Annotated in this window: 7 protein-coding genes; 4 read left to right on the top strand and 3 right to left on the bottom strand. The window is 28.6% G+C overall.

The annotated features are described in order from the left end of the window. Positions 1 to 1,215: 1,215 nt before the first annotated feature. The 3 genes from lolB (at position 1,216) to ERCIPICE3303_RS01940 (ending at position 3,918) form a co-directional block, all read left to right on the top strand. Entirely contained in the window at positions 1,216 to 1,833 is a 618-nt protein-coding gene (lolB, locus tag ERCIPICE3303_RS01950; RefSeq protein WP_157991052.1) for a lipoprotein insertase outer membrane protein LolB, read from the top strand. A gap of 12 nt (positions 1,834 to 1,845) precedes the next feature. After that, a complete protein-coding gene (ispE, locus tag ERCIPICE3303_RS01945) occupies positions 1,846 to 2,706 on the top strand; it encodes a 4-(cytidine 5'-diphospho)-2-C-methyl-D-erythritol kinase (protein ID WP_157991051.1) in 861 nt (286 codons plus the stop codon). Between the two features lie 264 nt (positions 2,707 to 2,970). Next, on the top strand, positions 2,971 to 3,918 hold the full coding sequence (locus ERCIPICE3303_RS01940; protein ID WP_157991050.1) for a ribose-phosphate pyrophosphokinase: 948 nt from the start codon (positions 2,971 to 2,973) through the stop codon (positions 3,916 to 3,918). Between the two features lie 3,270 nt (positions 3,919 to 7,188). On the opposite strand, the gene tyrS is transcribed toward ERCIPICE3303_RS01940, so the two are convergent. Next, the gene (gene tyrS, locus ERCIPICE3303_RS01935; RefSeq protein ID WP_157991049.1) at positions 7,189 to 8,469 is read right to left on the bottom strand and encodes a tyrosine--tRNA ligase; all 1,281 of its coding nucleotides are present in this window, start codon (positions 8,467 to 8,469) and stop codon (positions 7,189 to 7,191) included. 919 nt (positions 8,470 to 9,388) lie between these two features. On the opposite strand from tyrS, the gene kdsA reads away from it, so the two are divergent. Further along, complete coding sequence (gene kdsA, locus ERCIPICE3303_RS01930; RefSeq protein WP_157991048.1) at positions 9,389 to 10,243, top strand: 3-deoxy-8-phosphooctulonate synthase; 855 nt, start codon at positions 9,389 to 9,391, stop codon at positions 10,241 to 10,243. Positions 10,244 to 10,657: 414 nt separating this feature from the next. Here kdsA and lysS read toward each other — a convergent pair whose 3' ends face one another. Both lysS and prfB read right to left on the bottom strand, forming a co-directional pair. Further along, a complete protein-coding gene (gene lysS / locus ERCIPICE3303_RS01925; RefSeq protein WP_157991047.1) occupies positions 10,658 to 12,181 on the bottom strand; it encodes a lysine--tRNA ligase in 1,524 nt (507 codons plus the stop codon). Positions 12,182 to 12,193: 12 nt separating this feature from the next. After that, positions 12,194 to 13,291: a peptide chain release factor 2 gene (gene prfB, locus ERCIPICE3303_RS01920; RefSeq protein WP_157991046.1), complete on the bottom strand. Its 1,098-nt coding sequence runs from the start codon at positions 13,289 to 13,291 to the stop codon at positions 12,194 to 12,196. Positions 13,292 to 13,484: the final 193 nt, after the last annotated feature.

Raw genomic sequence — 13,484 nt, 5'->3', positions numbered from 1 at the left:
CAGTATTATTATCTTTTGTTTATTTTTAAACGGACCCTGTATTTTACTTTCTTCAAGATTGGTTATCTAATATGATTTTAGTTGTTGGAAAGAACGTAATTTTATGTTGGTAGAATTCTTGTGTTTTTTTTGAATGGTAGATCATACTTGTTGTTGACTTCTTGTTTTTAGTAACAATAGTTCAGTCCGATCTGAAATTATATTCTGTTCTGGTTGCATGAGATGATCTTTTAATTTAAATAATTACTTTATATAAAATTATATTAAAAAATATTTTTTACAGCGACATAATACGTTTAGTTGATAGATCAAGAATCCTGATTAGATATTGTTTACTTGGAGGTAAAAATAACCGATTATTTTATTTTTATTTCGTGATATCGATCACCATGACTTATAGCTAATAGTTATTCTATTTATAGTTAGATCGACATCACATAGACAGTGATCTAATTTTAATCTATAGTGATAATTTTATAAATTGATCGTTTTTCTTTTTATAAAGTATAGTATACAGCATTCAGAATCATTATTTATGATACCATTTTGAATTTATTATTTATAATTTCTTGATATGAATTGAGTAGCTATCTTTTTCATGGATTGAATCATATTCAATGCTAATTTTGTATAATTACTTTTATTATCCTAGATTTACTCATAAATCTATACTTTTATTGATTTAAGAGAATCTTCTAGGTATAATTTTATCTTTTACTGATTTTGTATCAGATTACCTTAAAATAGTCAGTGTATGATTTAATCACATATTTTAAAATAAGATAGAATTTGATGATTCATTCATATCTTTCTCTTCATATAGAATTTATTTTTTTAGAAAAAAACTAGTCTGGTAGACTAGAATATTAATTATTTAATAAATATATATTGATTAAGAGTCACATAATATTATTTCTATCTTTTAGTAAATATATTTATTCATTAATATAGATAAATGAACAATCTATTAGGCTAGAAAATTTACTGAAGCTATCAATTGTTTAGAAATGCTTCAGAGAGTAGTAAACATTTTGATGAAGAATAAAATTCAATTACTTGTATATTAAGTATTGTTATAAGGATATATAAAACTAACATATCATCTTTATGATAAGAGATTATAGATCGTTAGAAGAAAGAAGAATTATTTCATAATTTATGCTTAGTATCAAAGGAATTAGATGGTTACATATTATGTAGGGGTGTGACATCATTATGTTTTTACTGAACTATCGTTTTTTTTGGAGTATTTTCTTTCTAGGAAATATGTTATCAGCTTGTTCCTTCCATGAACAAATTCACGAAAATAGATTAACACCAATGCCTCTTCAGTGGAAGCAGAATCAAAAGATTATAAAAAATATAACTCAGTATCAAATTCGTGGTGTATTGTCCTGGTTTTCTGGTAAAAAGAAAGGTTATGCTTATTTTAATTGGTATCAGAAGTTACCTGGTCATTATCGACTTCTATTGACTAATCCATTAGGTTTTACTATTTTTCAAATCAATCAAGAGGATCAATCAACACAATTTATATGTAAACTAAGACATTGTCCTAATGACAGTAATATTGAAGAAGCTCTTTTCAGGATGACAGGCATGAGTTTTCCATTAGAAAATATTCATCAGTGGATTATGGGTTTGCCAGGAAATATTACTACTTTTACAATTGATGAACAATACCATTTACGTCAGCTTAACTTCAGTGAAAACGGTAAAATATGGCGTATTTTATATTTAGCGTATCATAGTGTACCAAGTCTACCTTCGCTACCTTCTAAGATTGAGTTACATCAAGGTAAGCAGTCTATTATTTTATCTATATATAGTTAAAGAATAATAGTAATGATTACATGGCCTTCTCCGGCAAAACTTAATTTATTTCTTTATATTACTGGTCGTCGTCAAGATGGATACCATCATATTCAGACATTATTTCAGTTTCTTGATTATGGGGATACAATATCTATTGAAATTAATCACAGCGGAACACTTCAACTACTAACTCCTGTAGATGGTACTACAGAGGAAAACAATCTTATAATGCGTGCTGCAAAACTCTTACTTATACACGCAGAAATATATGGAACTTTATCTACTAAAGTTGGAGCCACTTTTTCTATAGAAAAGCGCATTCCTATTGGCGGAGGGTTAGGGGGTGGATCATCAAATGCGGCTACGGTGTTAATAGCACTTAACTATTTATGGGGTACTGGGTTTAGCTTAAAATATTTAGCATTTTTAGGCTTGAAACTTGGCGCTGATGTACCAGTTTTTATATGGGGTCTTACATCATTTGCTGAGGGTATTGGTGATCGATTACTACCACTTATACTAGATGAAAAATGGTATATAGTGATTGATCCAAGTGTTGGTATTACCTCTTTTCAGATTTTTAGTGATCCTGATTTACCGAGAGATACGTCTCGTCGTCATATAAAAGATTTATTATTAAATCCTTTTCATAACGACTGTGAAGGCATTGTAAGAAAGCAATATTACGAGGTTGAAAAGGTTATGTCCTGGTTATTGTTGTATTCAACACCACATATGACAGGCACTGGTTCTTGTGTTTTTTCAGAATTTAACACTCAGCAAGCTGCTTTTAATGTATTAGATCGTATGCCAAAGCAGTGGAATGGATTTGTTGCACGTGGTGTGAATGTTTCTCCTTTGCATTCTTTTATGAGTAGTATAGTTGGTTAATTTTATTAGGATGAGTTTTACTATTTTAGTGTAGTTTTAATGATTTTATATTATAAGAAGTAAGTGCAATAAAAAGAATATATTCTAATTTCACATGTTCTCTATATTAAGAGAATTCTCGTATTAGATAACTTTCATTGACATGATTGTAATATCAAAGATATTTTTATTTAAGTTAGGATTTTATAGAAAACTATATCTTTTTTAACTATTATGTTGTTTCGAAATTATCATTTGCTAAGCGTTAACCTCGAGGTTCTACTTGTGTCTAATATGAAGTTATTTGCTGGTAACGCTATCCCAGAGTTAGCACGACGTATTGCTAATCATCTTCATACTAGTCTATGTGACGCTGCAGTCGGTCGTTTTAGCGATGGTGAAGTAAGTGTACAAATTAATGAAAATGTCCGTGGTGGTGATATCTTCATCATTCAGTCTACTTGCGCACCAACTAACGATAATTTAATGGAATTAGTTGTTATGATTGATGCTTTACGTCGTGCTTCTGCTGGTCGTATTACTGCTGTTATTCCTTATTTTGGCTATGCTCGTCAAGATCGTCGCGTTCGTTCTTCTCGCGTCCCTATTACTGCTAAAGTGGTAGCAGATTTTCTTTCTAGTGTTGGTGTAGATCGAGTTTTAACTGTAGATCTTCATGCGGAACAAATTCAGGGTTTTTTTGATGTTCCAGTTGATAATGTTTTTGGAAGTCGAGTGCTTTTAGAAGATATGCTAAAAATTGGATTAGAAAATCCCATCGTTGTTTCTCCAGATATAGGAGGTGTAGTTCGTGCGCGTGCTATCGCTAAATTGCTATATGATACAGATATGGCAATTATTGATAAACGTCGTCCGCGTGCTAATGTATCACAGGTTATGAATATTATTGGTGATGTAGCAGGTCGTGATTGTGTAATAGTTGATGATATGATCGATACTGGTGGCACTTTATGTAAAGCAGCAGAAGCTTTAAAATATCAGGAAGCAAAGCGTGTTTTAGCTTACACTACTCATCCTATTTTTTCGGGTAATGCAGTAAAGAATCTTCAGAATTCAGTAATTGATGAAGTGATAGTCTGTGATACGATTCCTTTACCTATGGCGATTAAAGCTTTACCTACTGTACGAACACTTACTTTATCAGGTATGCTAGCTGAAGCCATTCGTCGTATTAGCAATGAAGAATCCATTTCAGCTATGTTTGAATATTAAATATTACTCCTCTGTACAAGAGGGTGATTCTATATTGTTATTTAGAGATAGAAATAGGAATGATCTATATTCGATATGACTTGAGGTCATTTATATTTCTTCTTCTCTAATAAAAATAGAAATAGATTCTAGTTTATCTAGAATAGTATTTATTTCCAATAATTAATAAAATCTAATACTGTGTGTAAGAGATTGGCTTTTGCAATATTAAAGATATTTTACAATCTTATCTTTTAAGAAAAGGTTTTAAGTTTATCGAGTCATAATAAAATTAATTCTGTTAATTATTGATAGGTTTGCAATAAAAATAAATTATAGAAGTGTTATGAGACTGGGTACTTCAACATAGTCTAACATATGATATAAAAAGAGAGATTATTATAATAATTGAGATAATAAAATTAGAGATAGATACTATCTGTTCTTTATGTTAGAGAATGATATATGGTGAATGAGTATAATCACGAAATACTGATGTTAATATAATAGAAACCATGTAATATCTAATACAGATGGTGAAAGTAGTTAATAATATTGGTTTAATAAATATCATTTTCTTAAATATAATAGATTAAGTTATATAGATTAAATTAAATTACTTTCACCTTTCATCATTTATGAAAATTTTTAGATTACAAAATATTTGATTGTAAACAATAAAAATTAAAAAAAAAAGAATATATTAGGTAATCTCTTCTACTATTCATTAATGATATAAGATCACTGATTAATATATAATAAATACTGGATCCCATATCAGAAATTAAATTGGGTAGGGAATTCTAATGTATACTAGATGCCATAGTGCATGGTATGAATATTTTATATTAGGATCTAATTGAAGAGAATTTTATATATTATTCTAATTTATACTGATCTGTTAAATAAGTGTGGATCTATATAGAGGACAATTAACCTGTTAGTATCATGTAAACATGATTAGTGTACATCAGATCTAGAAGATCTTTCATATATTTTAATATAGATCAATGCTATTGACTATATGATATCATAAGATAATGATTATAGTAAAAAATGTTGAATGCACAGAATATTTAAAAGATAAGTATACTACTAGTTGTATATTAGATAGGAAATAGGCATGTTTTTATTTTTATAAGATAGAATTAATTTATATAATTCATGTAGATAGAAAATTATTCTTTTATTATTAAAATATGGCTATCTAAGTATTGTATTCAAGTTACACAAAATATTTTGTCGGAATTTAAAACAATTAAAAGGTTATTACTGTTATGAATAAGTTATTCATTTGAATTTAATATTGAATATGTATTATAGAATAGTGAGACAGTAAAATATATACCTTATTTAGGTTTAAATCAAGTAGGATGAAATTTTAATTTTATGATCTGAAAATATAATACTTGAATTTATTCTTCTACCGCTAGGAGTTTAATCTTAAAAATCCGTATAGATGGATGCATATTTTCTATGATCTGTAGATTGAATATTATAATATATATTGGATATAAGGTGGATTGATTTTATATAAGAGATCAATACAGTAATAGATTTTTTTTCTTTGTTATTGAGGAATCAATGGAATTGTGATTAATGCGAATTGTTATGCTATCATGATGATATATTTAGATTTAATACTACTATGATTACATATTAGTTCATAATTTTCGATTGTTGAAAGTTAGATTATATTTTCGATAATCTCATGATCTTCTATAAAATATTTATTGATGTTATCAGAAAAGGCATCCTGAATTAAATAAGTTATTTACAGAATGGCTCTGAAAACATTATTTTATAAACGATATCATCATCATTATGCGTATAATTAACTAATAAATAGTATATAAAATTTTGTTATCTTTTTAAAAGGTTTTATAAGAATTAGAATTGGCATTTATAGTTATGGAGTTCTCTGGTCATATAGAGGCTAAAGAAGTTAAGAGGCTATAAAAAAGAAAGAATCGTTAGATTTTTCGGTAACTTAAATCTTACGCTTAGTAAGAAGCATTGGTAGTGTGTTTTATAAAATACTTAATAATAGGCAATGTAATATGTTTTTAGTTGTTACATTCAAGATTTTTACAATACAGAATCTTTATTAATGAGTTCTATAAGTTTGTAGTAGTTATTTTGCATTAAATGCAGAATTTTTTAATGATTTCAACAAATAGATAGATTATAGTAATTTTAAAAAATTAGTTAGGTTGATCTTTATTCAATACAGTCTTTATACAATAGATTTGATGTAACTACGTTTTATATACAATATATAGCTTGTATATATTGTTTTAAGTATTTTTCTTTGAGTGTCTTGTTAAAAACATAAATTTATTATAAATAAATTTAACATATTGCGTGTATATTCTGACACTTCTTTTACAAGAAGTGGTTGGATCACAAATTTTTTGGAATTAAGTAATTAAAATAGATAAATCTAGATTCAGGAGCACTGATTATATATATTTGTTATATATTTTTATTACTTTTCTTATTTTATTGGAGATGAATTAATTGAATTGTTCATTAACTTATCTTTTGATTATATAAATCTTGATGTGCTTTCTATAGATTCTGATAGGAAATACTTTTTATAACTTATCTATATAGATAATATGATTATATAGCATTTAGTTTTATAAATTAGATCAAAATGAATTTTATTTATATATTTTATTTAATATTTGTAATAAAATAGTTATTTTGACTAAAAATTATAAATTCTATTGATCTAATGTGATGATTAGATTGATATTTTAACCCAGGATCACATCCTATCCTTATTATATAATAGCTTATTAGATAAATTTAATGGTACTTCTTTTAGATTAATTCTTGTTTACAGATATTTTGTATTAATATAATATAGAATAAGACTCTTATCTGATGAAATCAGATATAGATTTATAATCTTATAATATAAATATATAGAATTTTGATATAAAATTCTAATGTTTTAAAAAATTATGTTAATATATTTTAATATTTAATATGTTTGTATTATTATGAATACTTTACTTTATTGAATAAAAAAGTAGATTTTTAATCTTTAGATTTGGTATCTGTATATTCTCTATCTATCACATAAGTTGTCTATATTTAATTTTTATGATAAAGTGGAATTATAGAAAATTGACATAATTTAGTTATTGGTCATTGTGCATCAATAATGTATTTAATTTTATCTATTTTAGTAATATCATTTTTTAAAAAATTTAAGTTTTACTTGTTACCTGCATAATCATGTCTTCTTATGAAGATTATATCTGAATATTACTATATTATTCACAACTGTTTCCAATTGATTAGGGCATAGTTTCTTTTTCCACATTGGAGAATTGTATATCTTCCAAATAGCTGATCTGTTTTACAAAAAATATACTCACTATTAATTTGCAGAGACCCATTAATCTTGATTGATTTAGTTATAATTAAATTTCGAGCATGACTGCGAGAAGTAGCTAGATCAGTGTTCACAAGTGCCTGTTTCAAATCTTGGCCAATTTCTAGTTGAGTATTGTTTATTCCATCTTGTGAAAGTTGTTTTAGGTCCTCTTTTGTAAGATCTGCTGCATTTCCTGAGAATAAACTGTTAGTGATACGTTTTGCAGAAAGAAGTCCGTTTTCACCATGAACTAATTTAGTAACTTTATTTGCTAATAAACCTTGCGCAACTGGTGCTCGACTACTATTTTTATCTTCTTCTTCAAGTTTATCAATTTCCTCAATATTCATGCAGGTTAAAAATCTTAGAAAACGATAAACGTCAGAATCAGCTGTATTTAACCAAAACTGATAGAATTTATACGGACTGGTTTTTTTTGGATCAAGCCAAATAGTTCCTTTGGTGGTTTTACCAAATTTACTTCCATCAAATTTAGTAAGAAGTGGTAAAGTTAGACCAAATACTTGATTTTTATTTAGGCGTCGAGTTAAATTAATACCAGAGACAATATTACCCCACTGATCTGATCCACCAATCTGTAATATTACACTGTGACTCTTGTTAAGATAAGAAAAATCATAGCTCTGTAATAGATTATAAGAGAATTCAGTAAATGAAATCCCTTGACTATGTCGATTTAGGCGCTGACTTACTGCGTCTTTGACTAACATCTGATTAATTGAGAAATGTTTTCCAATATCACGTAGGAAATTTAGTGTGTTCATCGAACCAAACCATTCATAGTTATTAGTAGTCATGGCACTATTACTGTTATAGTTAAAATCTAGAAATAACATGAGTTGTAGATTAATCTTTTCTGTCCATCTATTAATAGTTTCTTTAGTATGAAGTGTTCGTTCATCTTCTTTAAAGCTTGGATCACCAATTAATCCAGTTGCACCGCCAAGAAGTACTATTGGTTTATGACCTGCTGTTTGAAAATGCTGTAAACATATTAATGGTATCAGATGTCCTATATGTAGGCTATCAGAAGTTGGATCAAATCCACAATAAAGAGAAATAGCTTTCTTCTCTAATTGTTGTTCTAAAATCTTTTCATGTGTAACTTGTAGAATTAAACCTCTTTTTTTTAATCTCTGAAGTAAGGTGTTATGTGGCATTAAAGAACTCCTTGAAAATTATATTTTAATTGAATGTTTTTAATCAATATATTTACATATTAATATATAAGTTCTTATAAAATATATGTTTATTATAATTTTAGTTCTTATACGAATGAGGATGTAAGTGATGACACAGAGAAAAATGAAGAATTTTAATAAATTAGAATTTTAGTGAGAGTTAATTGCTAATTCATAATAGATAGTATGTAAATAGTACTAATGATTATGAACTTGGTATATATTAACGAGATTATATACAGTTTCTGGTATTTATAAATTACGACTGTTATATTATGCAATTCATTATAGCAGTTTCTTTTATAGATTATTAAATAATTAAAATTCATTGCAAGCTAGTAGATAGGCTCATTAGTTCATATAAGTTTTTATTATCAATACGATATTACTTTTTATTAAGACGAGTTGAATGAATAACTTTTTTCCATCTGTAATAATATACTTATATTCTTACTAGTTTAGTGAGATTCATAAGAAGAATCTAAGTATTGTGATGCATTAAATATATGAGTAGTAACTCAGTATTTCAGAAAAATAATCTAATTCATCATTTTCTTTAGAAGAATTTTATCACTATCTAGTAAAAGTCTAAATTATTTTCATATCCTGCAATGATTATCTAAATTACTCTCATGTTATAGTATATGATATAGTTTAGTACTGAATAATATAGTTTATTTTTTATATTTTATTTATTTTTAAAAATGATATTTATATCAATCAATATCTATATTATATTTTATATATGTACTCAATCTATATAGGATAGATAATATTTTTATTTATTTTTATTAATCTTATCAATTTAACGCTTATGCTTAAATGGTAGCCTTCTTCTTAATATTATGAAAATGACTAGATAACGTTCTACTCGGTTTAATTTTAAAAAGGTTATAATATGAAACATAAAATAGTTAATATTGGTAATATTCAGGTAGCTAATAATTTACCTGCTGTGCTATTTGGTGGTATGAATGTTCTAGAATCACGAGATATCGCGATGAGAGTTTGTGAACATTATATTACTATAACTGAAAAACTTGGTATCCCTTATGTATTTAAGGCTTCTTTTGATAAGGCGAATCGTTCCTCTATTCATTCATATCGTGGTTTAGGTTTTGACAAGAGTATGAAAATTTTTGAGGAAATTAAACAGAGATTTAAGGTTCAAGTTATGACAGATGTGCACGAAGTAAATCAAGTACGACTTGTGTCTCAGGTAGTAGATATACTTCAGTTACCTGCTTTTCTCGCACGTCAAACTGATTTAATCCACTCTATGGCACAAACTGATTCTGTGATTAATATTAAAAAACCTCAATTTATGAGTCCAAGCCAAATGGGGCATATTATCGAAAAGTTTTCTCAAGGAGGTAATGATAAAATTATTCTTTGTGAACGTGGTACGAGTTTTGGCTATGATAACTTAATTACAGATATGTTAGGTTTTAGAGTTATGAAACAGGTATCTAAAAATAGTCCAGTGATTTTTGACGTAACACATGCACTTCAATATCGCAATGCAACTAGTATGAACTCTAGTGGGCGTCGTTCTCAGCTTAGTGAACTGGCTCGAGCCGGTATTGCTGTTGGTATTGCAGGGCTATTTATTGAATCGCATCCTAATCCTTCTTACGCTAAATGTGACGGCTCTTCAGCTCTACCTCTTGATAAGCTTGAACCATTTTTAGTACAGATTAAAGAGATTGATGATTTAGTTAAAAGTTTTTTAGAATTTGATACTGTTGATTAATATTATCGATATTTCTTATATATTCCTCATGGAATTTATTATTTTATATTTAATATTATAGAATATGTATATTCTATTCTACCTTGAATATTTTGTAATTTTATAAAAATAATATAACACAAGTGAGAAGAAGTAGAATCAGTTAGTATGATTTGATTCTTATATGGTATGAATCTGTCGTATGAAATATTATAACATAGTTGTAAGGGGCCTTGTTTAAATAAGGCACCTTTTATCTATTACAAGGGTATTGGATAGAGAGATGTATTTTGAGGTTAGATTGAATAAACTTATGTAAATTAGATTTAAATAAATTTAAGATTTAATTAAGATTCAACGTATTTCATTTGTAAAATTTCCACCATGTGTAATATATTTATATATGTAAAATTGTAGTCTTATAGAGAGTTCTCTTTATTTGCTATCCGGACGAAGAAGTGGAAATAAGATTACGTCACGAATTGTATGTCGGTTTGTAAACAACATGACTAAGCGATCAATTCCGATTCCTAATCCTGCTGTGGGTGGTAATCCATACTCTAGTGCAGTAATATAATCTTCATCATAAAATGATTTTGTACTATATTCTTCTTCATCTTTATGATTCCGCTGCTGTAGAAATCGTTCTTTTTGATCTTCTGAATCATTAAGTTCTGAGAATCCATTTCCGATTTCACGCCCACTAATAAAAAGTTCAAAGCGATCAGTGATTTCTGGGTTAAAATCATTACGACGTGCAAGAGGTGATATTTCTGTTGGATACTCAGTAATAAAAGTAGGTTCAATTAGATTGATTTCTGCTGTTTTTTCAAAAATTTCATTTATTAGTCGTCCTAGACCCCAGAGTGGGTTAATTTGAATTTCTAGTGATTGAGCAATTTCTAATGTTTGATGAAAGTTATCAAGATTCAATAGATTTATTTGAGGATGGTATTGTACAATTGCTTCTTTCATTGTTAGTTTGTGGAAAGGTTTATCAAAGTGTAACGTATGTCTTCCATATAAAATTGTAGTGTTACCTAAAATATCTTTTGATAAAGTATAAAATAGGTTTTCAATAAGTTTCATAAGATCTTTGTAGTCAGCATATGCCATATACAATTCTAGCATTGTAAACTCTGGATTATGCCGTGGTGATAATCCTTCATTACGAAAGCTACGATTAATTTCAAATACACGTTCAAACCCTCCTACGACTAGACGTTTAAGATACAATTCAGGAGCAATACGAAGATACATATCAAGATTTAAAGAATTATGATGCGTAGTAAATGGACGGGCAGAAGCTCCACCCGGGTTGACATGCATCATGGGAGTCTCTACTTCTAAGAAGTCATGATTAATCATAAACTTTCGTATTCCTTCGATAATACGCGAGCGTATTTTAAAAATATTTCGTGTATCTTGGTTAGTAATTAAATCTAGATAACGCTGCCGATAGCAGGTTTCCTGATCAGCTAATCCATGAAATTTATCTGGAAGAGGGCGTACTGCTTTAGTTAGGAGGTTTAGTTCGGTGCAGTGGATTGATAGTTCATTAGTTTGAGTTTTAAACAGCTTACCTTTAGCACCGATAATATCTCCAAGATCCCATTTTTTAAATTGTTTTTCATAAAAACCATGTGGTAAATTCTCACGCGACAGATATAATTGTATACAACCTCCTGAATCTTGTAAGGTTATGAAAGAGGATTTTCCCATAATACGTCGCATCATTATTCGACCAGCAACAGTTACTATTAGATTTAGTGATGCTATTTCTATGTTTGTTTTTTTATCAAACACAGTATGTAGTTCTTCAGAGATATGAAGGCGACGAAAGTTATTTGGGAATGCTATTCCATTTTTTTGTAGAGATAACAGTTTTTCACGACGTAATTTAGTTTCTGCATTTAAATCAAGTTTTTCTCGAGACACTGACTGTTTCGGATTAGACATATGTATTCCTTGTTATAAACCAGCTTTTAAATTTTCTTCAATAAAGAGATCAAGGTGTCCGTCTAATATTTCCTGGGTATTTCGTGTTTCAATATTAGTACGCAAATCTTTAATGCGTGAGTCATCTAGTATATAGGATCGAATTTGGTTTCCCCAGGCAATATCAGATTTATTGCTTTCTTCTATTTTTTGGTCTATCTTTTTCTTTTGTATTTTATATTCATAAAGTTTGGCGCGTAATTGTTTAAATGCTTGATCTTTGTTTTTATGTTGAGATCGATCACTCTGACACTGTACTACAATATTGGTTGGTAAATGCGTAATACGTACTGCTGACTCGGTTTTATTAACATGTTGCCCGCCAGCGCCAGAAGATCGGTATACATCGATACGAAGATCTGAATGATTAATTTCGATATCGAGATTATCATTGATTTCAGGATATATAAAAATAGAGCTAAATGATGTGTGTCGACGTCGACCGGCATCAAAAGGGCTTTTTCGAACTAGTCGATGTACTCCGGTTTCAGTACGAAACCAGCCAAATGCATAATCCCCAATAATCTTAATGGTTGCAGATTTAATACCAGCAATCTCGCCACCAGATTCTTCAATCACTTCGGTCTTAAATCCTTTCATTTCAGCCCATCGTAAGTACATGCGGAGTAGCATTCTGGCCCAATCTTGTGCTTCGGTCCCACCAGAGCCAGCTTGAATATCCATATAGCAATCTGCACTCAGGTGTTCTCCTGAGAATATGCTTAGAAATTCTAGTTCGATAATCTTTTTTTCTAGTTCCTTTAGTTGAGATACAACATCATAGAAAACCTCTTGATTTTTATTTTCAACTGCGAGTTCAAATAAAATAGAAATTTCTTCTATTTCTTGTTGTATTTGATCTAAAATTTTGATTTTTCTTTCTAGAAAAGAGCGTTCTTTTCCTAGTGATTGTGCATAATTGGTTTTTTTCCAAATCCCTAATTGCTCTAATTCAAATCTGACTTCTTGAAGTCGTTCTTTCTTTAAGTTATAGTGCAAGAGCTTTCTAAGTCTAGTGTTGCGTCTGATTAGATCTTGCATATGATTATACATTGGATTAATTTCAAACATAATTTTAGGTCTTATAAGATAATTAAAGGACTTTTTGTAATACAATAGACAAGATACTTTTATCTAGTCAAACTGTAATGAGTGTACATTAATAGCATTTATGTGATAGTAAAGAATACTTTTTTATGTTCACTGAATGACTATCATTACTATATAATCAGGTAATTATTTAAGTAATTCAATAAAGATTGCA

It is taken from the genome of Candidatus Erwinia haradaeae (genome assembly GCF_900699015.1).
GTDB classification, from domain to species: domain Bacteria; phylum Pseudomonadota; class Gammaproteobacteria; order Enterobacterales; family Enterobacteriaceae; genus Erwinia_E; species Erwinia_E haradaeae_E.
The sequence above is the reverse complement of the archived record's forward strand: the minus strand, read 5'-3'. Positions and strand labels throughout refer to the sequence as shown.

Coding starts and splice junctions, on each gene's coding strand:
- lolB (WP_157991052.1), top strand. CDS start 1,216: ATGTTTTTACTGAACTATCGTTTTTTTTGGAGTATTTTCTTTCTAGGA.
- ispE (WP_157991051.1), top strand. CDS start 1,846: ATGATTACATGGCCTTCTCCGGCAAAACTTAATTTATTTCTTTATATT.
- tyrS (WP_157991049.1), bottom strand. CDS start 8,469: ATGCCACATAACACCTTACTTCAGAGATTAAAAAAAAGAGGTTTAATT.
- kdsA (WP_157991048.1), top strand. CDS start 9,389: ATGAAACATAAAATAGTTAATATTGGTAATATTCAGGTAGCTAATAAT.
- lysS (WP_157991047.1), bottom strand. CDS start 12,181: ATGTCTAATCCGAAACAGTCAGTGTCTCGAGAAAAACTTGATTTAAAT.
- prfB (WP_157991046.1), bottom strand. CDS start 13,291: ATGTTTGAAATTAATCCAATGTATAATCATATGCAAGATCTAATCAGA.